The following is a 22,928-nucleotide window of genomic DNA, read 5'->3' as shown; positions in this document are numbered from 1 at the left end:
TGAAAGGAGGTTTGTTCTGTGGAAAGAGGAAATAGAAAAACAAAAATAGGTAGAGTTGTTTCTGATAAAATGGATAAGACAATAGTAGTTGCAATAGAAACAAAAGTTCGTCATCCGTTATATGGAAAAACAGTTAATAGAACAACTAAATTTAAAGCTCATGATGAAAATAATGAAGCAAAAATTAATGACAGAGTTTTAATAATGGAAACTCGACCATTATCAAGAGATAAGAGATGGAGACTTGTAGAAATAGTTGAAAAGGCTAAATAGTAGATAAAGCTGAAAGGAGGGTATTTTCAATGATTCAGCAACAAACATTGTTGAAAGTTGCAGATAATTCCGGTGCTAAGGAAATTATGTGTATAAGAGTATTAGGTGGTTCCAAAAGAAAATGGGGAAACATTGGTGATATAATAGTTGCTAGCGTTAAAAGTGCAACACCAGGCGGTGTTGTTAAAAAAGGTGAAGTTGTAAAGGCAGTTGTAGTAAGATCAGTTAAAGGTCTAAGAAGAGCTGATGGTTCTTATATTAGATTTGATGAAAATGCTGCTGTTATAATAAAAGAAGATAAAAACCCAAAGGGAACTCGTATCTTCGGACCAGTTGCAAGAGAGCTAAGAGATAAAGATTTTACAAAAATATTATCATTAGCGCCTGAAGTTCTATAAGATAAGGAGGTGGCTATAATGGCATTAAATAAAATACATGTTAGAAAAAAAGACACGGTTATGGTTATATCCGGAAAAGATAAGGGTAAAACTGGAGAAGTTTTAGCTGTAATGCCTAAGACAGGAAAAGTACTTGTTAAAGGTATTAATGAAGTAACAAAACATCAGAAACCAAATAAAGCAAATATGCAGGGCGGAATAATTAAAAAAGAAGCTCCTATATATAGTTCAAAAGTAATGTTGTACTGTGACAAATGTAAATCAGTAACAAGAATAAGCCATAAATTATTAGAAGATGGAACTAAAGTTAGAGTTTGCAAAAAGTGCGGAGAAACATTCTAATCTTTGAAAGGAGGGCGAAATAATGATCACAAGATTACAAGAAAAATACCAAAAGGAAGTAAGTTCGGCTTTAATGGATAAATTCGGATACAAAAATGTAATGGAAATACCAAAGCTAGAGAAAATAGTTATCAATATGGGTGTTGGTGAAGCAAAGGATAACCCAAAGGTTTTAGAAGCAGCAGTAAGTGATTTAACAATCATTACAGGTCAAAAACCAATTTTGACAAGAGCAAAGAAATCTATTGCTAACTTTAAAATAAGAGAAGACATGGCAATAGGATGTAAAGTTACATTAAGAAAAGATAAAATGTATGAATTTGCAGATAAATTAATGAATGTTGCTTTACCAAGAGTTAGAGACTTCTCAGGAGTTTCAGATAAAGCTTTTGATGGAAGAGGAAATTATTCATTAGGAGTTAAAGAGCAGTTAATGTTCCCAGAAATAGAATATGATAAAATAGACAAAGTAAGAGGTATGGATATAATCTTCGTTACAACTGCAAACACTGACGAAGAAGCAAGAGAATTGTTAAGATTCCTTGGAATGCCATTCGCTCAGAAATAAGGAGGGAAAAACGTGGCACGTAAAGCTTTAATAGAAAAATGGAATAAGGAACCGAAATATTCAACTAGAGCTTACACTAGATGCAGAATTTGTGGAAGACCTCATTCTGTATTAAGAAAGTTTGGTATATGCCGTATTTGTTTCAGAGAACTTGCTTACAAAGGTGAAATACCAGGATGTAGAAAAGCAAGTTGGTAATGATGATTGTTAATGAAAGGAGGCACAATAAATGGTAATGACTGATCCTATCGCAGACTTACTTACACGTATAAGAAACGCAAATATAGTTAGACATGAAATAGTAGAAGTACCTTCTTCTAACATAAAGAAGGATATTTTAAATATAATGCTTCAAGAAGGATATATAAAAGACGTAGAGGAATATACAGATGGTTCTGTTAATATGCTAAGACTTGCAATGAAGTATGGTCAAAGTAAAGAAAGAGTTATAACTGGTCTTAAGAGAATATCTAAACCAGGACTAAGAGTTTATTGCAGAAAAGAAGAAATACCAAAAGTTTTGAATGGCTTAGGAATAGCTGTAATATCAACTTCAAAGGGAATTGTTACAGATAGAGAAGCAACAAAACTTGGAGTAGGCGGAGAAGTTCTTTGCTACATATGGTAATTTGAAGATATAAAAGAAATGTAAAGTATTATTACTTAAGTCAAAGTAATTAGGATATATAGCAAACTAAGCTTGTTATGTGCCTATAGGAATACAGGAGGTGTAATCATGTCAAGAATAGGAAAGCTCCCAGTAGCTATACCAAATGGCGCAACTGTTACAGTAACACCAGACAACGTTGTTACTGTAAAAGGACCAAAAGGCCAACTTGTTAGAGCTATGAGCAAAGATGTAAATATAGCTCTTGAAGACAACCATGTAGTTGTTACAAGAGACAGTGATGTAAAAAGTGTAAGAGCTCTTCACGGATTAACAAGAGCACTAATAAATAACATGGTTATCGGAGTAACTGAAGGTTATGCAAAAACACTAGAATTAGTAGGTGTTGGTTACAGAGCTCAGTTACAAGGTAAAAAATTAGTTATGAATCTTGGATATTCACATCCAGTTGAAATAGAACCAGTTGAAGGCGTAGTATTTGAAACACCTGCTGCTACTAAAGTTATTGTTAGAGGTATTGATAAAGAATTAGTTGGTGCCGTTGCAGCAGATATAAGAACTTGGAGAAAACCTGAACCTTATAAGGGAAAAGGTATCAAATACGAAAACGAAGTTATAAGACGTAAAGAAGGTAAGACTGGTAAGAAATAATAGAAAGGAGTGACTTTTATGTTCAATAAAGACGACAGAAAAAAAGCTAGAGTAAGACGTCATCTTAGAGTTCGTAAGAAAATTTTTGGAACAACTGAAAGACCTAGATTTGCAGTATATAGAAGTGAAAAAAATATATATGCTCAAATAATAGATGATATAAATGGAAAAACTTTAGTTTCTGCTTCAACTTTGGATAAAGATTTCGAAGGTATAGGCAGTAATAAGGAATCAGCTAAAAAAGTTGGTGAAATAATAGCTAAAAGAGCTATTGAACATGGAATAAAAGAAGTAGTTTTTGATAGAGGCGGATACGTATATCACGGAAGAGTACAGAATCTTGCAGAAGGCGCAAGAGAGGCTGGTTTACAATTCTAAGAAGGAGGGAAATAAATGAGAATCGATCCTAGCACTTTAAATCTTAAAGAAAAAGTTGTATTTATAAACAGAGTTGCTAAGGTTGTTAAAGGTGGTAGAAACTTTAGATTTAGTGCCCTTGTAGTTGTTGGTGACGAGAACGGACACGTAGGTGTGGGAACTGGTAAATCTATAGAAATACCTGAAGCAATCAGAAAAGGCATCGAAGATGCTAAAAAGAATCTAGTAGAAGTTGCAATGGTTGGTACAACAGTACCACATGATATACAAGGTGAATTTGGTACTGGAAGAGTACTTATAATGACAGCATCAGAAGGTACAGGAGTTATAGCAGGAGGTCCTGCTAGAGCGGTACTTGAACTTGCTGGATTAAAGGATGTTAGAGCAAAATCTTTAGGATCTAACAATCCAAGAAATATGGTTAATGCTACTATAAACGGTTTATCAAGATTAAGAACAGTAGAACATGTTGCTAATCTTAGAGGTAAATCTGTTGAAGAAATTTTAGGTTAGGGGGGAACGAACCTTGGCTAAACTTAAAATAACTTTAACTAAGAGCTTAATAGGAAGAAAAAAAGATCATATAGCTACTGTTAATGCTCTTGGATTAAAGAAAATAGGAAAAATTGTAGAACATGAGGATACTCCTCAAATTAAAGGTATGATAAATAAAGTTAGCTATCTTCTAAAGGTAGAAGAGGCATAAAACAGAGGAGGTGTAAGTTGAAATGAAACTTCATGAATTAAAACCAGCAGCAGGATCAAGAAAAGCTCCTAAAAGAGTAGGAAGAGGTACTGGTTCAGGTTTAGGAAGAAATGCTGGTAAAGGTGAAAAAGGACAAAAAGCTAGATCCGGCGGCGGAGTTAGATTAGGTTTTGAAGGCGGACAAATGCCTTTATTCAGAAGACTTCCAAAAAGAGGATTTACAAATATATTTGCAAAAGAATTTTCAACTATAAATGTTGATAGATTAAACATATTTGAAGATGGCACTGAAGTTACACCAGAATTACTATTATCAAAAGGAATGGTAAGAAAAGCAAAAAATGGTGTTAAGATACTTGGAAACGGCGATTTACAGAAAAAATTAACTGTAAAAGCTGCGAAATTCTCTCAAGTAGCTGTAGAAAAAATAGAGGCACTTGGAGGAAAAGTTGAGGTGATATAGTAGATGTTATCAACCTTGCGTAATGCCTGGAAAGTTCCGGAGTTAAGAAAAAGATTATTGTTTACAGTACTAATGATAGCAATTTTCAGGATGGGAAATTTTATTCCTGTTCCTGGAATTGATACTACAAAACTTGCTGATTTGACTAAAGGTGGATCACTATTCGGATTCTATGATTTGATAGCAGGTGGTGCATTTAGTAGATTTAGTATATTTGCCCTTGGTGTTGTACCATTCATTAACTCTTCTATCATAATGCAATTATTACAAATTGCAGTTCCTGCATTAGAACAACTTTCTAAAGAAGGAGACGATGGTAGAAAGAAGATACAGCAATATACAAGATATGCTGCAGTACCTTTAGCAGCAATTCAAGCTGTTGGTACATATATTGTAATAGATAGGGCTAATGCACTTCACAACTCACATAATATTGTTAGTGCATTTTTAGTAATACTAACCTTGACTACAGCTTCAACATTCTTAATTTGGCTTGGTGATAGAATTACTGATAATGGAATTGGAAATGGTATATCTCTTTTAATATTTGTAAATATTATTTCTGGATTTCCAAGGACACTTAACCAAATTATAGGACTTCAAAAGATGGAGCAAGTTGATTTTATTCAGCTGGTAGCATTGGTTGTAGTAGCGTTTGCAATGTTTGTATCCGTAGTAATTATGACTTTATCAGAAAGAAGAATTCCTATACAATATGCGGGAAAAACTTCAGGTGGAAAACTTTATAAAGGTCAATCCACTCACATTCCTATTAACGTAAATGGATCAGCAGTTATTGGAATAATTTTTGCAATATCTGTTATGCAATTTCCAACTACTGTAGGTGCATTTTGGCCAAATTCAGCTTTTTATAAATTTGTATCTACAGGTAAGTTTAGTATATTTGTAGATGGTAGCTGGCAATATGCATTAACTTATTTCTTATTGACAATATTCTTTACTTGGTTTTATACAGAAGTTACTTTAAAACCTGAAGAAATGTCGGAAAACATGCATAAATCATCAGGATTTATACCAGGAATAAGACCGGGAGAACCTACAACAGAGCACATAGAAAGAGTTCTTGCTAAAGTTTCAATACTTGGTGGAGCTTTTGCTGGAGTGATAGCGGTAATACCAATGATAGCCCAATCTCATACTAACTTTAAAGGTATATATTTTGGTGCCACTGGTTTACTAATAATCGTAAATGTTGCTATAGAGACTATAAAACAAATAGAGTCGCAGTTAGTAATGCGTCATTACCAAGGGTTCTTAAGGTAATAAAAATATTTGGAGATGATTCAAGTGAAAATAATTTTATTAGGTCCTCCAGGAGCTGGAAAGGGAACTCAGGCTAAATTAATTAGTGAAAAATTTTCAATACCTCATATATCTACAGGGGATATTTTCAGAAAGAATATTTCAGAAAAAACTCCTCTTGGAATTGAGGCTAAGGCATATATGGATAATGGAAAGCTAGTTCCAGATGAAGTTACTATAGGTATAGTAAAAGATAGATTAATGGAAGATGATTGTAAAAACGGCTTTTTATTAGATGGATTTCCAAGAACAGTTAAACAGGCTGAAGCTTTAGATTCATTTTTAAATGATAATGAACAAAAAATTGACACTGCATTACTTATAGATGTTCCAAAGGAATTTATCTTAGAAAGAATGACAGGAAGAAGAGTTTGTTCAAAGTGCGGAGCTAGTTATCATATAAAGTTTAATCCTTCTAAAATTGAGGGAAAATGTGATGCTTGTGATGGCACTTTAATACAAAGAAAAGATGACACTGAAGCAACAGTTAAAGAAAGACTAGATGTATATGATAGGCAGACTCAGCCACTTATTCAATACTATAAAGATCAGAATATACTCTCCTCAGTGGAAGGAACAGAAGAAATAACAAAAGTTTTTGATAAAATTTGTAATGTTCTAGGAGCTGTTGGTAAATGATAATAATTAAGACAGACACAGAAATTGAGTATATGAGGCATGCAGGCAAAGTTGTTGCAAATACCCTGTTAAAGCTTGAAGAGGTAGTAAAACCTGGTATAACGACTGCAGAATTGGATAGAATTGCAGAAGACTATATTACAAAACAAGGCGGAAAACCATCCTTTAAAGGATATTGTGGTTTTCCAGGTTCAATATGTACTTCAGTTAATAAAGAAGTAGTTCATGGTATTCCTAATAAGAGTGTAGTTTTACAAGAAGGCGATATAATAAGCGTTGACTGTGGAGCTATATTAAATGGATATCAAGGAGATGCGGCAAGAACTTTTGCTGTAGGTAGAATCTCTGAAGAAGCTAAAAAGTTAATTGAAGTAACAAAAGAAAGTTTCTTTAAAGGTGTTGAAAAAGCCGTTGTTGGTAATAGATTAACTGATATTTCCGCATCTATTCAAACTTATGCTGAAAGCTTTGGGTATTCTATAGTAAGAGAATATGTAGGTCATGGTATAGGCAAAGATATGCATGAAGATCCTGAAGTACCTAACTATGGAAGGCCTGGAAGAGGTCCGAAATTAACTCGGGGTATTGTGCTGGCCATAGAACCTATGGTAAATGCAGGTGAATACCGTGTAGAAACACAACCTAATAATTGGACTGTTGTGACAATGGATGGAAGCCTATCAGCTCATTATGAAAATACCGTTGCTATTTTAGAGAACGGTCCTGAGATACTGACCTTAATTTAATAGAGGTGAATATGTTGTTAGACAGTAATAGCTGTATAGGAAAGATAGTTTGTTCAAAAGCAGGAAGGGATAAAGGTAAATTCTTTATAATACTAAGTGTGCTGGATGATAAATATGTTTATATTTGTGATGGAGACCTTAGAACTGTAGAAAGACCAAAAAAGAAAAAAGTGAAGCATTTAAACTTTACTAATTCTGTAGCTGAAGAAATAAGAAATCTATTAATATCAAATGAAAGAATTAATAGTGCGACAATAAGAAAATTTTTGCAGTCTTACGACAATAATAAGGAGGTTTGATTACCTTATGTCAAAAGATGATGTTATAGAAATGCAGGGTACTGTTTTAGAAGCGTTACCTAATGCAATGTTTGAAGTAGAATTGGAAAGCGGACATAAAATATTGGCACATATATCAGGTAAATTAAGAATGAATTTTATAAGAATTCTTCCAGGTGATAAAGTTACAGTAGAGCTTTCTCCATATGATTTAAGTCGTGGAAGAATAACCTGGAGAGCAAAGTAAGGAGGGTTAGCTATGAAAGTAAGACCATCAGTTAAGCCTATGTGTGAAAAATGTAAAATCATAAAAAGAAAAGGAAGAGTAATGGTTATCTGTGAAAATCCTAAGCATAAACAAAAACAAGGCTAATAAATCATAAATTAGAAGTAGAATTTTAAGTTATTAATGTTTTAGGATGCGGCTGCATATAGAATTAAAATTATTCTATTGACCTAGAACTTTATATAAAAAATAATCCATACCAACTAGATATTCAGGAGGTGTAAATTTTAATGGCAAGAATAGCAGGTGTTGACCTACCAAAGGAAAAAAGAGTAGAAATAGGTCTAACTTATATATATGGCATAGGATTACCAACTTCTCACAAAATTCTTAGTGAAACAGGAGTAAATCCAGATGTTAGAGTTAAGGATTTAAGTGAAGAAGAAGTTAATGCATTAAGAGACTATGTTAACAAGAACGTAAAAGTTGAAGGTGACTTAAGAAGAGAGATTGCTCTTAACATAAAGAGATTAATTGAAATTGGATGTTATAGAGGAATAAGACATAGAAGAGGTCTTCCAGTAAGAGGACAAAAGACAAAAACAAATGCAAGAACAAGAAAAGGTCCTAAGAAAATGATAGGAGCTAAGAAAAAGAAATAACTTAGTGTAAGGAGGGAAAAAGATGGCAGCTGGATCAAAGAATAAAAAGACAAGAAGAAGAAAAGAAAGAAAAAATGTTGAACATGGCTGTGCACATATAAAATCAACTTTCAATAATTCAATAGTAACTATAACTGATGCTGTAGGAAATGCATTATCATGGGCTAGTGCAGGTGGATTAGGATTTAGAGGATCAAGAAAAAGCACTCCATTTGCTGCTCAGATGGCCGCTGAAACATCAGCAAAGGCAGCTATGGAACATGGATTAAAGAGTGTTGAAGTATACGTTAAAGGACCAGGAGCAGGTAGAGAAGCTGCAATAAGATCACTACAAGCTGCTGGATTAGAAGTTACATTGATTAAAGATGTTACTCCAATACCACATAACGGATGCAGACCACCAAAAAGAAGAAGAGTTTAGGTAATAGGAGGTGTAAATTTAATGGCAAGATATACTGGAGCAGTATGCAGATTATGTAGAAGAGAAGGATTAAAATTATTCCTTAAGGGTGATAGATGCTTTACAGATAAATGTGCAGTTTCAAGAAGAGGTTATGCACCTGGACAGCACGGACAAAGTAGAAAGAAAGTTTCTAACTACGGATTACAATTAAGAGAAAAACAAAAAGCTAGAAGAATATACGGAATACTAGAAGGACAGTTCAGAACATACTATGAAAAAGCTGAAAGAAAAAGAGGTATATCAGGTGAAAACTTGTTAAAACTTCTTGAAATGAGACTTGATAATGTAGTTTATAAATTTGGCTATGGAAATTCAAGACCTGAAGCTAGACAATTAGTAACACATGGACACTTCTTAGTAAATGGTAAGAAAGTGGATATTGCATCTTATCAAGTATCAGTTGGAGATGTTATAACTGTAAGCGAAAAGAGCAAAGCAACAGAAAAGTTCAAGACTTTTGCTGAAAATCCAAAGACTTTACCAGCTTGGTTAGAGGGAAATCCAGAAAATTTTGAAGGAAAAATAGTTAGAGAACCTTCAAGAGAAGATATAGATGTTCCTGTTAACGAAACATTAATAGTAGAATACTATAGTAAATAATAAATAGTAGAATCAGTTGCCCTCAAAATAAATTGAAATACAAATAGAAGGAGGGTTATATTCATGTTAGAGATAGAAAAGCCTAAAATAGAATGTGTTGAAGTTAATGAAGATGGTTCCTATGGTAAATTTGTAGTAGAACCATTAGAAAGAGGTTATGGTATCACTCTTGGTAATGCATTAAGAAGAATTCTTCTTTCTTCTTTGCCAGGAGTTGCTGCTAACCATATAAAAATAGATGGTGTGCTTCACGAATTTTCAACTGTTCGTGGAGTAAAAGAAGATGTTGCTGAATTAGTTTTAAACATAAAATGTCTAGCTTTAAAGATGAATGGTGAGGGTCCTAAGACTATATACATAGATGCTCAGGGACCAGGAGAAGTTGTTGCAGGAGACATAAAAACCGATGGCGATATAGAAATAATTAATAAGGATTTACATATAGCAACTCTTGATGATGATGGTAAGTTATATATGGAAATTCAAGTTAATACAGGCAGAGGATATGTTTCTCAAACAAAGAATAAATCTGAAGATATGCCTATAGGAACTATTGCTGTAGATTCAATTTATACTCCTATTAAAAGAGTTAACTTTGTGGTAGAAAACACAAGAGTTGGTCAGATTACTGATTACGATAAGTTATCTCTAGAAGTATGGACTAATGGTACTATAATGCCAGAAGAAGCTATAAGTTTATCAGCTAAAATTCTTATAGAGCACTTTAAGTTATTCATGACGTTAACTGATCATGCTAACAACGTTGAAATAATGGTTGAAAAAGAAGAAGATAAGAAAGAAAAAGTTCTCGAAATGACTATAGAAGAGCTAGATCTTTCAGTTAGAAGTTACAATTGTTTAAAGAGAGCAGGAATAAATACTGTTCAAGAGCTAACAGAAAGAACAATGGATGATATGATGAAGGTTAGAAACCTAGGTAAGAAATCCTTAGAAGAAGTAGAGCAAAAACTTGAAGCCTTAGGATTATCTTTAAAACAGAGTGAAGAATAAAAAATAATATTAACATTGTTTGCTCAGAGAAAAGTGAAGGTAAGGAGGTATAGATATGGCATTACAACGTAAATTGGGTCGTCCAACTGACCAAAGAAGAGCAATGCTTAGAAATCTTGTTACTAGTTTTTTAAAGCATGGAAAAATAGAAACAACAGAAACTAGAGCAAAAGAAACAAAAAATTTGGCAGAAAAAATGATCACTCTTGCAAAAAGAGGGGATCTTCACGCTAGAAGACAAGTACTTTCATTTGTAACAGAAGAGGAAGTAGTTAAGAATTTATTTGATAAAGTAGCTCCTAAGTATGCTGAAAGAAATGGTGGATATACTAGAATATATAAAGTAGGTCCAAGAAGAGGCGATGGAGCTGAAGTTGTTATACTAGAGTTAGTATAAGATTCAGGGGATTAAGTAAGCTAACTTAATCCCCATTTTCTTATATATAGAAAAGTAGATAAGCGATAACTTACTGCACTAATTTAGCGAGGTGCTTCCATGGAAAGTAAAATGATAGAATGTAAAAATGTTATTTATAAATATGAAAACGCTGATAAAAATGGAACAAAGTTGGCTATTAATGATGCTAGTCTTGAGGTAAAAAAGGGAGAATTTCTGGTTATTCTAGGAAGAAATGGTTCTGGAAAATCGACTATAGCAAAGCATATGAATGCATTGTTAATTCCTACTGACGGAAAAGTATATGTAAGTGGATTGGATACATGTGATGAAAAGAATGTTTGGAATATAAGAAATAAAGCAGGTATGGTTTTTCAAAATCCAGACAATCAAATAGTTGCAACTATCGTAGAGGAAGATGTTGCTTTTGGTCCAGAAAATTTGGGTGTTGATCCAGCAGAAATAAGAAAAAGAGTAGATGAATGTTTAAAAAAAGTAAATATGTATGACTACAGAAGACATGCACCTCATTTATTGTCAGGAGGTCAAAAGCAAAGAGTAGCTATAGCTGGAGTGTTAGCAATGATGCCTGAGTGTATAATATTTGATGAATCTACAGCCATGCTAGACCCATCAGGAAGAAAAGAAGTAATGAAAACTATAAAAGAGATAAATAGTAAATATGGTATAACTATAATACTAATTACTCACTATATGGAAGAAGCAGTGGAAGCTGATAGAATAATAGTTATGGATGAAGGCAAAATTATTATGGAAGGTACTCCAAAAAATATTTTTAGTCAAGTTCAAAAGATGAAAAACATAGGACTTGATGTACCTCAAATGACAGAATTAAGCTATGAACTGCAGCGAAGTGGCATAAATATAAGAAAAGATATATTAACTATAGATGAGATGGTGGATGAATTATGTCAATTAAAATAGAAAATTTAACCCATATATATATGAAAGGATCTCCTTTCGAAAAAAAAGCACTAGACAATGTTAATATTACTATTAATGAGGGAGAATTTGTTGCTTTAATTGGTCATACTGGTTCAGGAAAGTCTACACTTATTCAGCATATTAACGGTTTGTTAAAACCAAGTTCAGGTAAAATAGTAATAGATGATGTTGATATTACTGAAAAGAAAGTTAATTTAAATTTCATAAGAAAAAAAGTAGGTCTTGTATTTCAGTATCCTGAATATCAACTTTTTGAAGAAACTATAGAAAAAGACATTGCTTTTGGTCCTAAAAATCTAGGATTAAGTGATGATCACATAAATAGTAGAGTAAAAAGGGCTATGAATATGGTTGGTTTAGATTATGAAAAGTATAAAGACAAGTCCCCTTTTGAATTAAGTGGTGGTCAAAAAAGGAGAGTTGCCATAGCAGGTGTAGTGGCTATGGAACCTAAGATTTTAATACTAGATGAACCAACTGCAGGTCTTGACCCCAAGGGAAGAGACGATATTTTAGGTAAGATAAAAGATTTACATCTAGAATATAAAATGACCATTATACTCGTATCGCATAGCATGGAAGATGTAGCAAAGCTCGCTGATAGGATATTGGTCATGCATAAAGGAAAAGCCATACTTGATGGAGTTCCATCACAAGTGTTTAAAGAAATAGATACATTAGAAAGTGTTGGGCTTGCAGTACCACAAGTTACTTACCTAGTAAGGGCACTTAAGGAAAAAGGAATAGATATATCTAGTGATGTGTTTACTATACAGCAAGCCAAAGAGGAAATATTAAGAATACTAAAAAAACGTTAGGGGAGTTAGTAAATGATTAAAGATATTACAATAGGACAATATGTGCCTGGAGATTCTTTTGTACACAAGTTAGATCCACGAGTAAAGATAATAATATCTTTAGTATATATAATAGATCTATTTTTAGTAAATACTTTTAAAGGGTACATATTTATAATAGCATTTACTTTACTTTCAATAATTATATCTAAGGTAAATTTTAGATATATATACAAGGGACTTAAACCAGTACTTATATTGGTATTAATAACAGCGTTATTGAATATTTTTATGACAGATGGTAAAAACCCGCCACTATTTGTATGGAAGTTTTTAAAAGTATATAAGGAAGGGTTAATACTTGCTGCCTTTATGGTTTTGAGACTTGTATTTTTAATAATTGGAACATCATTATTAACATTAACTACATCACCAATAGAATTAACAGATGGTATAGAAAAACTTTTAAATCCGCTAAAGAAAATAGGTGTACCTGCTCATGAATTAGCAATGATGATGACTATTGCATTAAGATTTATTCCAACCTTAATGGATGAAACAGATAAAATAATGAAAGCTCAAATGGCTAGAGGAGCTGATTTTGAATCAGGAAGTTTAATTAAAAGAGCAAGAAATCTTATTCCTATACTGGTTCCTCTTTTTATAAGTTCCTTTAGAAGAGCTGATGAACTAGCAATGGCTATGGAAGCTAGATGCTATAGAGGTGGAGAAGGAAGAACTAGAATGAAACAATTGAAAATGACCAGTAGAGACTTTACTGCAAGTATAAGTATGATGGTGTTAGTAGTTGTTTCAGTATGGAGTAACACATGGCATTAATTAAGAATATTAAACTATTAATTGAGTACGATGGTACTAATTATTGTGGATGGCAGAGACAAGATAATGCTGAGTCAATTCAGCAAAAGGTTGAGGAAGCTATTGAAAGGGCTACTAGAGTTTTTTCGAAGGTTACAGGATCTAGTAGAACGGATGCAGGAGTTCATGCCAAAGGATTTGTTTGTAATTTTTTCACAGAGAGTTCAATACCACCTGAAAATTTTAAAGAGGCACTAAATGTTTTTTTACCAGAGGATATAGTGATTATTGAGTCTAAGGAAGTAGACAAAGAATTTCATTCTAGATTTAATAGTATAGGAAAAAAATATGTTTATACAGTATTGACTGGATCTCATAGACCAGCAATAGGAAGAAATTATGTATATTACTTCAATAAAAACTTAAATATTGGACAAATGAAGGAAGCAGCAAAGTACTTTTTAGGAACTCATGACTTTTCTGCTTTTAAGAAAAGCGGGAGTTCTGTAAAAACATCTATTAGAACAATAAAAGAACTCAATATAGATATAGATGGAAATTATATAAAATTTTCTATTGTAGGAGATGGATTTTTATATAATATGGTTAGAATTATAGTAGGAACTCTTTTAGATGTAGGAACTAATAGGTTTAATCCTGAAGATATTGACAAAATAATTGGTTCTAAAAATAGATCAAATGCAGGAAAATCTGCTCCAGCATGTGGACTAACTTTAGAAAAAGTATTTTATTAGATAAACTAAGTAATTTCAGTGTTTAACTTATTGACACGCCAGGCAGATTGTATTATAATAATGTATGTTTGTATTACAAGTATAAAAGATCCACTAGCCCCGGATCTTTATATAGAAGTACGTATTTTATAAAAGAATTTAGGGAGGTAAAACCATGAAATCATACATAGCAAAACCACAAGAAGTTGAAAGAAAATGGTATGTTGTTGATGCTGCTGGAAAGCCACTAGGAAGAGTAGCAAGCCAGGTTGCTTCAATATTAAGAGGAAAAAATAAACCAACATTTACACCACACGTTGATACAGGAGATTTTGTTATAATAATAAACGCAGAAAAAGTAGTTTTAACTGGTAAGAAATTAGATCAGAAAATGTTAAGACATCATTCACTTTACCCAGGTGGATTAAAAGAGACTCCATATAGAGAGGCTATAGCAAAGAAACCTGAATTTGTATTCCAAGAAGCAGTTAGAAGAATGCTTCCAAAGGGAGTATTAGGAAGACAAATGCTTAAAAAGTTAAAAGTATACAGAGGTGCTGAGCACGATAATCAAGCTCAAAAACCAGAAGTATTAGAATTAAGATATTAATTGGAAACTGGAAGGAGGAGAAAAAATGGCTAAAGTTCAGTATTTTGGAACAGGAAGAAGAAAAAAATCAATCGCAAGAGTAAGACTTGTACCTGGAGAAGGTAAAGTAGTAATAAATAAAAGAGAAATAGAAAATTATTTTGGATTAGAAACTTTAATGGTTATAGTTAATCAGCCATTAACTTTAACTGGAACTAAAGAAAAGTTTGACGTATTAGTAAATGTACACGGTGGTGGATTTACTGGTCAGGCTGGAGCTATAAGACACGGAATTTCAAGAGCACTTTTAAAGGCTGATGAAAATTTAAGACCAGAACTTAAGAAAGCTGGTTTCTTAACAAGAGACCCAAGAATGAAAGAAAGAAAGAAATATGGTCTTAAAAAGGCTAGAAAAGCTTCACAATTCTCAAAGAGATAGAAAGCATGGAGAGAGGAAATTTCCTCTCTTTTTTTTATTGTAAAAAATTGTGCTAATTAAAAATCAATATTAAGGCATAGAATATATATGAAATTTTATTTTGGGAGGGATAATATTGAAATTTAAAAATAAGAAGTTAATATTAGTTAGTTTTATCATACTGTTATCACTGACTTCTATATTCTATGCTGATGCAAAATATTCTATGCCTATGTTTCATTTAAATACAAGTACCAATGATAAGGAAAATATAATTATACTCATAGATCCTGGTCATGGCGGAATTGATGGTGGAGCCACATCTAAAAGTGGAATTTTGGAGAAAGACATAAATTTGAAAATAGGGTTAAAACTTAAGTCTGAACTTGAAAAACAAAAGTATAAGGCAATAATGACCAGGGAAGAAGATAAAGGATTATATGAGAATAGTGGAAGAATACGAAAGAAAAAAATTGAAGATTTAAATAATAGATGCAAAATTAAAAAGGACAGCAAGTGCAATATGTTTATAAGTATACATCTTAATATGTTTCCTGAATCACAATATTATGGAGCGCAAGTTTGGTATTCTAAAAATGTGGAAAGTGAGAAGTTAGCAAAAATAACTCAGGAAAACTTAAAAAGAGATTTAGATACTACTAATAATAGAAAGGAAAAACCAGCACTAGATTCTTATAAGGTATTAAGATCTAATGATAGTATGCCTTCCATAATTGTAGAGTGTGGTTTTTTGTCTAATCCACGTGAAGCTGAAAAGTTAAATACAGATGAATATCAATCTAAAATAGTAACTTCATTAGTAAAATCAGTTAATGATTATTATAATCGATAGAAAATCAAAGTTAAGCCTAAATTAGACCTGTATGGTGTGAAGGAAAATATACAGGTCTTTTCATTTGTTAAGTAAGTTTTTGGTAATTAAAAATATAAAGTTATTAATTTTTTTAATATGAATATATGTAAATATGCCTTAAGGTAAGTGATGCCAATGAGGTAATAAGTAAATATATGTTTGCAATTAAAACAAGGTTTAAAGTGGACTAAAACATAATAAATAATGGAATTTTCTAAAATTTGAATAATTATAAAAAGTAATTGAAGTGCATTTGCAGGTGTGATATTATTAAATCAAGAAATGGACTAGTCCATTAATCCAATGAATTTTGGGGTGATTACTATAGAAATCAAGATAAACAAAGAAAGTGGAGTGCCACTATACTTACAGGTTAAAAAACAAATTATGGATTTAATAAAGACTGATATATTAACTGTAGGCAATAAGATGCCCACAGAGAGAGAATTGTCTGAAAAGCTAAAAGTAAGTAGAAATACTATAAGCACAGCATATAATGAGCTAGAACAAGAAGGCGTTTTAAAATCTTATCAAGGAAGAGGAACTTTTGTAGCTGAAGAAGCTAATCCTTGGAAAGTACAAAATATAAAAGAAAAGATAATAAAATTTGTCGATTTAGGATTTGAAGAAGCTCTAGAAACTGGTATGGATGCAGATGAATTTTTAGAAATTGTTATGCAGCGAGTAAGAGAGAAAAAAGAACTTATGAGCAAAATAACAGCATTATATGTTGAATGCAATATTGAACAATCAAGAATGTTTAGTAAGCAGTTAATGGATAGTACTAATATGAATGTTATTCCCTTTACTTTAGATGATATAAAAATGCCAACAAAAGAAACTAAAAGCATGATAGAAAAGTGTCAGGTAATAATAGCAACATTTAATCATGTTAATGAAGTAGTGAGAATGACAAAACAATTTAAAAAGGAAGTAATAGGAGTAGCTATAAATGTTAACTTACAAACTATAGTTAAAATTGCAAGATACCCTGAAGAAACTAGGTTTGGATTTGTTTGCATGTCACAAGAGTTCATGTTTAAAGCAAGAGGTGCTTTGGAGAAAGCAGGACTTTCCAATATAGACATTCAATATACAAATACCACAGATAAAGATGAATTATTAAAGATTGTAAATAATTCAGAGGTGTTAATAGTATCTCCAGGTAGATATAAAGATGTTAAGGAAAGTTGTACAGAGGATAAGGAAATAGTTAAGTTTTTATATAGCTTAGATGATAATTCTGTAAAAGCTTTAAAATCACAAATAATAGAATTAAAATATCAAAAGTAAAGTTTGGGAGGTTTCATAATGAAGACTTTAGTTATAGGTGTAATTGGTTCAGATTGTCATGCAGTTGGTAATAAAATACTTGAACATTCATTTACACAAGCAGGATTTAATGTAGTTAATATAGGAGTACTTTGTCCACAGGAAGATTTTATTAATGCTGCCATAGAAACTAATGCAGATGCAATTATAGTTTCATCGCTTTATGGACATGGTGAAATCGATTGTAGAGGTTTACGTGAAAAGCTTAATGAATCAGGATTAGATAGTATAGTACTATATGCTGGAGGAAATCTAGTAGTAGGAAAGCAAAAGTGGGATGATGTAGAAAAGAAGTTTAAACAAATGGGATTTGATAGGGTTTATGCACCAGGTACATCACCAGAAGTTGACATTGCAGATTTAAGGAAAGATTTAAAAATTGAAGATTAATTAAAAATAAAAGCTCTATGTGAGTATAACAGGAGTGATTGGGTTGAATAGTTACTTACTGATAGATTTTGGTAGCACATATACAAAGCTTACTGCTGTAGATGTAGAAAAGGAAGAAATTCTTGCTACAGCTAAGGATATTACTACTATAGAAAATGATATAATGATAGGATTTAATAATGCCTATGAAAAACTTCAAGAAAATTTTAAAGGAAAAGAAGTTAATTTCTTAAAAAAATTGGCATGCTCATCTGCTGCAGGTGGATTGAAAATGGTAGCTATTGGACTGGTACCAGAACTTACAGCTGAAGCTGCTAAAAGGGCAGCACTTGGTGCTGGAGCTAGAGTTTTAAATGTATATAGTTATGATCTTACATCAAAAGAAATAAATGAAATAAAAAATTCAAATTTGGATATTATACTTTTAGCAGGAGGAACGGATGGAGGAAACAAGCAATGTATAATTCATAATGCAAAAATGCTTGCTAAAAGCGGAATAGATAAACCAATAGTGGTAGCTGGAAATAAAGTTGCAGTAGATACAGTTGAAGAAATACTAAGCGAGGCTAATATGTTCTATAAAGTAACAGATAACGTAATGCCTAAACTTAATGTTTTAAATGTTGAACCAGCCAGAGAAGAAATAAGAAAAATATTTATGGAAAAAATAGTTGAAGCAAAAGGAATGAAAAAAGCGGAAAACTATATAAGCGGAATATTAATGCCAACTCCAGCAGCAGTACTTAAAGCTGCAAGAATTTTAAGCGAAGGAACAGATAAAGAAGAAGGAGTTGGAGATTTAGTAGTTGTAGATATAGGAGGAGCTACTACAGATGTACATTCATTGGCAGATGGAGAACCTTCTAAAGCAGGTGTAACATTAAGAGGCCTTCAGGAACCTTTTGCTAAAAGAACTGTAGAAGGTGACTTAGGTATGAGATATTCTGCAGAAGCATTGTTAGAAGCAGCAAGTACAAAGAGAATATACAAATATTTAAATGATAAAACTGTAGATGTAGAGGGAAATTGTAAATTTAGAGCGGAAAATATAAAAATGGTGCCAAAAACTGAAGATGAAATAAAGTTTGATGAGGCTATGGCTAAAGCAGCAACTGAAATATCTTTAGAAAGGCATGTAGGAGTTCTTGAAACACTGTATACCCCTTGTGGAGTAATATATTCTCAAGAAGGTAAAGATCTTTTAGAGGTAAAATATCTTATAGGAACAGGTGGGGTTTTAGTTCATAGTAAAAATCCTGCAGGAATATTAAAGGCAGGGACTTTTGACGAAACTGATCCTACACATTTGAAACCTAAAAATCCACAGTATTTACTTGATAAAACTTATATAATGTCTGCGATGGGTCTTCTAGCAGAGGAATATCCTGATATGGCAGTTAGAATAATGAAAAAATACTTGGTTAAAGTTGATTAGGAGGTAATTGAGGTGGAACTTAAAAATAAAAAGTGGACAGATGAAGAATTTTTCGAAATGAGAAAAGAAGTATTAAGCCAATGGCCAACAGGAAGTGAAGTAGATTTAAAGGAAGCAGTAGAATATTTAAAAAAGGTACCAGAAAATAAGAGCTTTCCAGCAAAATTAAGAAAAGCTAAAGAAGCGGGAATAACATTAGCACAGCCAAGAGCAGGAGTTGCACTAATAAGTGAACATATAGAACTTCTACAACACCTTCAAAATGAAGGAGATGCAGATTTATTACCATCAACAATAGATAGTTATACAAGACAAAATAGATATGATGAATGTGAAATAGGAATAAAAGAAAGTTTAGCAGCAGGAAGATCCCTATTAAACGGATTTCCAGGAGTAAACCATGGAGTAAAAGGATGCAGAGAAGTATTTGAAGCAGTAAATCTTCCACTTCAAGCAAGACATGGTACACCAGATTCAAGATTGCTTGCAGAAATAATACATGCAGCAGGATGGACTTCAAATGAAGGCGGCGGAATATCTTATAATGTTCCATATGCTAAAAATGTATCAATAGAAAAAAGCTTATTGGACTGGCAGTACTGTGATAGACTTGTTGGATATTATGAAGAACAAGGAATATCAATTAACAGAGAACCATTTGGACCTTTAACAGGAACTTTAGTTCCACCAAGTACATCCAATACAGTAGCAATAATAGAAGCATTGCTTGCAGCAGAACAAGGAGTTAAGAATATAACAGTAGGATATGGACAGTGTGGAAATTTAGTTCAAGATGTTGCCGCAATAAGAGCCTTAGAAGAACAAGTTAATGAATATTTAAAAAAATATGGATATGATGATGTTTATGTAACAACAGTATTTCATCAGTGGATGGGAGGATTCCCACAGGATGAGGCTAAAGCATTTGGAGTAATAGGATCAGGAGCAGCAACAGCAGCACTAGCAGGAGCAACAAAGGTTATAGTAAAAACACCACATGAAGCATTGGGAATACCAACAAAGGAAGCAAATGCAGCAGGAATAAAAGCAACAAAAATGGCACTTAATATGTTCCAGGGACAGAGACTTCCAATGTCAAAGGAATTAGAAACAGAAATAAGCATAATAAAAGCAGAAACTAAATGTATGATGGATAAATTGTTTGAGCTTGGAAATGGAGATTTAGCAGTAGGAACAGTAAAAGGATTTGCAGCAGGAATAGTTGATATACCATTTGCACCAAGCAAGTATAATGTAGGAAAAATGATGCCAGCAAGAGATAATAATGGAGCAGTAAGATACTTGAATTTTGGAAACTTGCCATTAACTGAAGAATTAAAGGCATTCAATACAAGAAAGTTAGAAGAAAGAGGAAAGTTTGAAGGAAGAGAAGTAACATTCCAGATGACTATAGATGATATATTTGCTGTAGGAAAAGGTGTTTTAATAGGAAGACCTGAATAGTGAGAAACATCATTTAGATGTTTGCCAATTTAAATGTTAGTTTAACATATCTAGAGACACAATCGTTCTTTACTCCAACTTGAAAAAGATGGAGTATTAGAGCGGGAGTCAATGGGTAAATTACATAAGTATGCAAAAACTATTTAGAAAGACGGTGTAAAAAATGAAAATAGTTGACGTTATTTGTTCAGAATCAAAAACAGGATTTTATTTCGATGATCAGAGAGCTATAAAAAAGGGAGCAGGACATGATGGATTCACTTATGTAGGAGAACCAGTAACAGAAGGATTTAAAAATGTAAGACAGGCTGGAGAAGCTATATCTGTAATGATTATATTAGAAGATGGTCAGGTAGCATATGGAGATTGTGCAGCAGTGCAGTATTCAGGAGCAGGTGGAAGAGATCCTTTATTTTTAGCTAAAGATTTTATTCCAGTTATAGAAAAGGAAATAGCACCTAAGCTTATAGGAAGAGAATTAAAAGAATTCAAAGCATTAGCAGAAGAATTTGATAAAATGCAAGTTAATGGAAAAAGATTACATACAGCTATAAGATATGGAGTAACTCAAGCAATACTTGATGCAGTAGCAAAAGCTCAAAAATTAACTATGGCAGAAGTAATAAGAAATGAATACAATCCAGGTTATGAAATAAAGAGAGTGCCAATATTTACTCAATCAGGAGATGACAGATACGATAACTCAGATAAAATGATAATAAAGGGTGCAGATGTAATGCCACATGCACTTATAAATAACGTAGAAGAAAAACTAGGATTAAAAGGTGAAAAACTATTAAAGTATGTTGAATGGTTAAGAGATAGAGTAATAAAATTAAGAACAAAAGAAGACTACAGTCCAATATTCCATATAGATGTGTATGGAACAATAGGTGCTGCATTTAATTACGATACAAAAGCAATGGCTGATTATATAAAGACATTAGAAGAAGCAGCAAAACCCTTCCATTTAAGAATAGAAGGACCAATGGATGTAGAAGAAAGACAAAAACAAATGGAAGCATTAAGAGACTTAACAGCAGAATTAGATGGAAGAGGAATAAATGTAGAATTAGTTGCAGATGAATGGTGCAACACAGTAGACGATGTAAAATTCTTTACAGATAATAAAGCAGGACATATGGTACAAATAAAGACACCTGATTTAGGTGGAGTAAATAATATAGCAGATGCAATAATGTATTGCAAAGAACATGATATGGGAGCATATTGTGGAGGAACATGCAACGAAACAAATAGATCTGCTGAAGTAACTACAAATATAGGTATGGCCTGTGGCGCAAAACAAGTACTTGCTAAACCAGGAATGGGCGTAGATGAAGGATACATGATAGTTAACAATGAAATGAATAGAGTTATTGCGTTAATAAATAGAAGAAAATAATTGTACTTTAATTTGCAAAAGGCGGTTTGATTAAACTGCCTTTTCATCTACAAAAAAGCACCAAAATATTTACAAAGAGGAGAAAGATAAATATGAGAGATATAAATGTATCAGAAATAACAAGTTCTATAAAAAAATTATGCATAGATGCTAATTACTTTCTTTCAGAGGATGTTAAAAGTAGAATTAAAAAGGCTAAAGAAGAAGAGACATGGGATATGGCAAAGGGTATTTTAGAAAAAATACTTGAAAATGTAGATATAGCTAAAAATGAAAAAATGCCTATGTGTCAGGATACTGGTATGGCTTGTGTATTTGTAGAATTAGGTCAGGAGGTTCATATAGTAGGAGGAAGCTTAGAAGATGCTATAAATGAAGGTGTAAGACAAGGATATACAGAAGGTTATTTAAGAAAATCTGTAGTAAAAGATCCATTGGATAGAGTAAATACAAAAGATAATACTCCAGCAATTATATATTACAATTTAGTTCCAGGTGATAAATTAAAGATTACTGTGGCTCCTAAGGGATTTGGTTCAGAAAATATGAGTCAAATTAAAATGTTAAAACCTGCAGACGGATTAGATGGAGTTAAAGAATTTATACTTAAAGCAGTAAAAGAGGCAGGACCTAATCCATGTCCTCCAATTGTAGTAGGTGTAGGTATAGGTGGAACCTTTGATAAAGCAGCAAATTTAGCTAAAAAAGCACTAATCAGACCTTTAGCAGAGAGAAATTCAAATCCATTTTATGAAAACTTGGAAAAAGAGCTTTTAGATAAAGTAAATGCTTTAGGAATTGGACCACAAGGATTTGGTGGAAAGACTACTGCACTTGCAGTAAATATAGAAACATATCCAACTCATATAGCAGGACTTCCAGTTGCTGTTAATATAAATTGCCATGTTACAAGACATGCAGAGATAGAATTATAATTATTGATAATTTGGAGG

Annotated in this window: 35 protein-coding genes; all 35 read left to right on the top strand. The window is 32.5% G+C overall.

Annotation, left to right across the window (positions count from 1 at the left end):
* The first annotated feature begins 18 nt into the window (after positions 1–18).
* Positions 19–273, top strand: a complete 255-nt coding sequence (gene rpsQ, locus Q6H37_RS28430; RefSeq protein ID WP_007062379.1) for a 30S ribosomal protein S17 — start codon at positions 19–21, stop codon at positions 271–273.
* A 29-nt stretch (positions 274–302) separates the two neighbouring features.
* Complete coding sequence (gene rplN, locus Q6H37_RS28425) at positions 303–671, top strand: 50S ribosomal protein L14 (protein ID WP_007062380.1); 369 nt, start codon at positions 303–305, stop codon at positions 669–671.
* Positions 672–689: 18 nt separating this feature from the next.
* Positions 690–1,013: a 50S ribosomal protein L24 gene (gene rplX, locus Q6H37_RS28420; protein ID WP_007062381.1), complete on the top strand. Its 324-nt coding sequence runs from the start codon at positions 690–692 to the stop codon at positions 1,011–1,013.
* Between the two features lie 22 nt (positions 1,014–1,035).
* The gene (rplE, locus tag Q6H37_RS28415) at positions 1,036–1,581 is read left to right on the top strand and encodes a 50S ribosomal protein L5 (RefSeq protein WP_007062382.1); all 546 of its coding nucleotides are present in this window, start codon (positions 1,036–1,038) and stop codon (positions 1,579–1,581) included.
* Between the two features lie 12 nt (positions 1,582–1,593).
* On the top strand, positions 1,594–1,779 hold the full coding sequence (locus Q6H37_RS28410; protein WP_007062383.1) for a type Z 30S ribosomal protein S14: 186 nt from the start codon (positions 1,594–1,596) through the stop codon (positions 1,777–1,779).
* Positions 1,780–1,810: 31 nt separating this feature from the next.
* Positions 1,811–2,209, top strand: a complete 399-nt coding sequence (rpsH, locus tag Q6H37_RS28405) for a 30S ribosomal protein S8 (RefSeq protein ID WP_007062384.1) — start codon at positions 1,811–1,813, stop codon at positions 2,207–2,209.
* Positions 2,210–2,317: 108 nt separating this feature from the next.
* Complete coding sequence (gene rplF / locus Q6H37_RS28400; RefSeq protein WP_318738388.1) at positions 2,318–2,860, top strand: 50S ribosomal protein L6; 543 nt, start codon at positions 2,318–2,320, stop codon at positions 2,858–2,860.
* An 18-nt stretch (positions 2,861–2,878) separates the two neighbouring features.
* Complete coding sequence (gene rplR / locus Q6H37_RS28395; RefSeq protein ID WP_007062386.1) at positions 2,879–3,238, top strand: 50S ribosomal protein L18; 360 nt, start codon at positions 2,879–2,881, stop codon at positions 3,236–3,238.
* A 15-nt stretch (positions 3,239–3,253) separates the two neighbouring features.
* Positions 3,254–3,751 (top strand): 30S ribosomal protein S5, encoded by a 498-nt coding sequence (gene rpsE, locus Q6H37_RS28390; protein ID WP_007062387.1) that lies wholly within the window; start codon positions 3,254–3,256, stop codon positions 3,749–3,751.
* A gap of 13 nt (positions 3,752–3,764) precedes the next feature.
* The gene (rpmD, locus tag Q6H37_RS28385; protein WP_029160303.1) at positions 3,765–3,944 is read left to right on the top strand and encodes a 50S ribosomal protein L30; all 180 of its coding nucleotides are present in this window, start codon (positions 3,765–3,767) and stop codon (positions 3,942–3,944) included.
* Between the two features lie 22 nt (positions 3,945–3,966).
* Positions 3,967–4,407, top strand: coding sequence for a 50S ribosomal protein L15 (rplO, locus tag Q6H37_RS28380; protein ID WP_318738383.1), 441 nt, complete (start codon positions 3,967–3,969; stop codon positions 4,405–4,407).
* A gap of 3 nt (positions 4,408–4,410) precedes the next feature.
* On the top strand, positions 4,411–5,691 hold the full coding sequence (secY, locus tag Q6H37_RS28375) for a preprotein translocase subunit SecY (protein WP_318738382.1): 1,281 nt from the start codon (positions 4,411–4,413) through the stop codon (positions 5,689–5,691).
* 24 nt (positions 5,692–5,715) lie between these two features.
* The gene (locus Q6H37_RS28370) at positions 5,716–6,369 is read left to right on the top strand and encodes an adenylate kinase (protein WP_318738380.1); all 654 of its coding nucleotides are present in this window, start codon (positions 5,716–5,718) and stop codon (positions 6,367–6,369) included.
* Complete coding sequence (gene map / locus Q6H37_RS28365) at positions 6,366–7,115, top strand: type I methionyl aminopeptidase (protein WP_318738378.1); 750 nt, start codon at positions 6,366–6,368, stop codon at positions 7,113–7,115. The genes Q6H37_RS28370 and map overlap by 4 nt, the downstream gene beginning before the upstream one ends.
* A gap of 11 nt (positions 7,116–7,126) precedes the next feature.
* Complete coding sequence (locus Q6H37_RS28360) at positions 7,127–7,414, top strand: KOW domain-containing RNA-binding protein (RefSeq protein WP_007062393.1); 288 nt, start codon at positions 7,127–7,129, stop codon at positions 7,412–7,414.
* Positions 7,415–7,421: 7 nt separating this feature from the next.
* Positions 7,422–7,640, top strand: a complete 219-nt coding sequence (gene infA / locus Q6H37_RS28355; protein WP_007062394.1) for a translation initiation factor IF-1 — start codon at positions 7,422–7,424, stop codon at positions 7,638–7,640.
* Between the two features lie 12 nt (positions 7,641–7,652).
* Positions 7,653–7,766, top strand: coding sequence for a 50S ribosomal protein L36 (gene rpmJ, locus Q6H37_RS28350; protein ID WP_007062395.1), 114 nt, complete (start codon positions 7,653–7,655; stop codon positions 7,764–7,766).
* 143 nt (positions 7,767–7,909) lie between these two features.
* Positions 7,910–8,281 (top strand): 30S ribosomal protein S13, encoded by a 372-nt coding sequence (gene rpsM, locus Q6H37_RS28345; RefSeq protein ID WP_318738368.1) that lies wholly within the window; start codon positions 7,910–7,912, stop codon positions 8,279–8,281.
* A 22-nt stretch (positions 8,282–8,303) separates the two neighbouring features.
* Complete coding sequence (gene rpsK / locus Q6H37_RS28340) at positions 8,304–8,702, top strand: 30S ribosomal protein S11 (RefSeq protein ID WP_007062397.1); 399 nt, start codon at positions 8,304–8,306, stop codon at positions 8,700–8,702.
* A gap of 21 nt (positions 8,703–8,723) precedes the next feature.
* Positions 8,724–9,344: a 30S ribosomal protein S4 gene (gene rpsD, locus Q6H37_RS28335; protein WP_318738365.1), complete on the top strand. Its 621-nt coding sequence runs from the start codon at positions 8,724–8,726 to the stop codon at positions 9,342–9,344.
* Between the two features lie 63 nt (positions 9,345–9,407).
* The gene (locus Q6H37_RS28330) at positions 9,408–10,355 is read left to right on the top strand and encodes a DNA-directed RNA polymerase subunit alpha (RefSeq protein ID WP_318738364.1); all 948 of its coding nucleotides are present in this window, start codon (positions 9,408–9,410) and stop codon (positions 10,353–10,355) included.
* Between the two features lie 55 nt (positions 10,356–10,410).
* Positions 10,411–10,752: a 50S ribosomal protein L17 gene (rplQ, locus tag Q6H37_RS28325; RefSeq protein ID WP_029160312.1), complete on the top strand. Its 342-nt coding sequence runs from the start codon at positions 10,411–10,413 to the stop codon at positions 10,750–10,752.
* Between the two features lie 99 nt (positions 10,753–10,851).
* The gene (locus Q6H37_RS28320) at positions 10,852–11,697 is read left to right on the top strand and encodes an energy-coupling factor transporter ATPase (RefSeq protein WP_318738360.1); all 846 of its coding nucleotides are present in this window, start codon (positions 10,852–10,854) and stop codon (positions 11,695–11,697) included.
* Positions 11,682–12,536, top strand: coding sequence for an energy-coupling factor transporter ATPase (locus Q6H37_RS28315; RefSeq protein WP_318738358.1), 855 nt, complete (start codon positions 11,682–11,684; stop codon positions 12,534–12,536). Before Q6H37_RS28320 ends, Q6H37_RS28315 begins: the two co-directional genes overlap by 16 nt.
* Positions 12,537–12,548: 12 nt before the next feature.
* Positions 12,549–13,355, top strand: a complete 807-nt coding sequence (locus tag Q6H37_RS28310; RefSeq protein WP_318738356.1) for an energy-coupling factor transporter transmembrane component T — start codon at positions 12,549–12,551, stop codon at positions 13,353–13,355.
* Positions 13,355–14,089, top strand: coding sequence for a tRNA pseudouridine(38-40) synthase TruA (gene truA, locus Q6H37_RS28305; RefSeq protein ID WP_318743190.1), 735 nt, complete (start codon positions 13,355–13,357; stop codon positions 14,087–14,089). Before Q6H37_RS28310 ends, truA begins: the two co-directional genes overlap by 1 nt.
* 154 nt (positions 14,090–14,243) lie before the next feature.
* The gene (rplM, locus tag Q6H37_RS28300) at positions 14,244–14,678 is read left to right on the top strand and encodes a 50S ribosomal protein L13 (protein WP_007062406.1); all 435 of its coding nucleotides are present in this window, start codon (positions 14,244–14,246) and stop codon (positions 14,676–14,678) included.
* Between the two features lie 25 nt (positions 14,679–14,703).
* The gene (rpsI, locus tag Q6H37_RS28295; RefSeq protein ID WP_318738353.1) at positions 14,704–15,096 is read left to right on the top strand and encodes a 30S ribosomal protein S9; all 393 of its coding nucleotides are present in this window, start codon (positions 14,704–14,706) and stop codon (positions 15,094–15,096) included.
* A 115-nt stretch (positions 15,097–15,211) separates the two neighbouring features.
* Positions 15,212–15,928 (top strand): N-acetylmuramoyl-L-alanine amidase CwlD, encoded by a 717-nt coding sequence (gene cwlD / locus Q6H37_RS28290; protein ID WP_318738351.1) that lies wholly within the window; start codon positions 15,212–15,214, stop codon positions 15,926–15,928.
* Positions 15,929–16,252: 324 nt separating this feature from the next.
* Positions 16,253–17,242, top strand: a complete 990-nt coding sequence (locus tag Q6H37_RS28285) for a GntR family transcriptional regulator (protein WP_007062409.1) — start codon at positions 16,253–16,255, stop codon at positions 17,240–17,242.
* An 18-nt stretch (positions 17,243–17,260) separates the two neighbouring features.
* On the top strand, positions 17,261–17,671 hold the full coding sequence (gene glmS / locus Q6H37_RS28280) for a methylaspartate mutase subunit S (protein WP_318738348.1): 411 nt from the start codon (positions 17,261–17,263) through the stop codon (positions 17,669–17,671).
* Between the two features lie 43 nt (positions 17,672–17,714).
* Positions 17,715–19,106, top strand: a complete 1,392-nt coding sequence (glmL, locus tag Q6H37_RS28275; protein ID WP_318738346.1) for a methylaspartate mutase accessory protein GlmL — start codon at positions 17,715–17,717, stop codon at positions 19,104–19,106.
* A 12-nt stretch (positions 19,107–19,118) separates the two neighbouring features.
* Positions 19,119–20,570, top strand: a complete 1,452-nt coding sequence (locus tag Q6H37_RS28270) for a methylaspartate mutase subunit E (protein ID WP_318738345.1) — start codon at positions 19,119–19,121, stop codon at positions 20,568–20,570.
* A gap of 163 nt (positions 20,571–20,733) precedes the next feature.
* The gene (locus Q6H37_RS28265) at positions 20,734–21,975 is read left to right on the top strand and encodes a methylaspartate ammonia-lyase (protein ID WP_318738343.1); all 1,242 of its coding nucleotides are present in this window, start codon (positions 20,734–20,736) and stop codon (positions 21,973–21,975) included.
* Between the two features lie 92 nt (positions 21,976–22,067).
* Positions 22,068–22,910 carry a fumarate hydratase gene (locus tag Q6H37_RS28260; protein WP_318738341.1) on the top strand — a complete coding sequence of 281 codons (843 nt, stop codon included), beginning with the start codon at positions 22,068–22,070 and terminating at the stop codon, positions 22,908–22,910.
* Positions 22,911–22,928 lie beyond the last annotated feature (18 nt).

This window comes from Clostridium sp. JS66 (genome assembly GCF_033561535.1).
Taxonomy (GTDB): Bacteria; Bacillota; Clostridia; order Clostridiales; family Clostridiaceae; genus Clostridium_AM; species Clostridium_AM carboxidivorans.
Note: the sequence above shows the minus strand (reverse complement) of the source record. Positions and strands in the feature narration are given on the sequence as shown.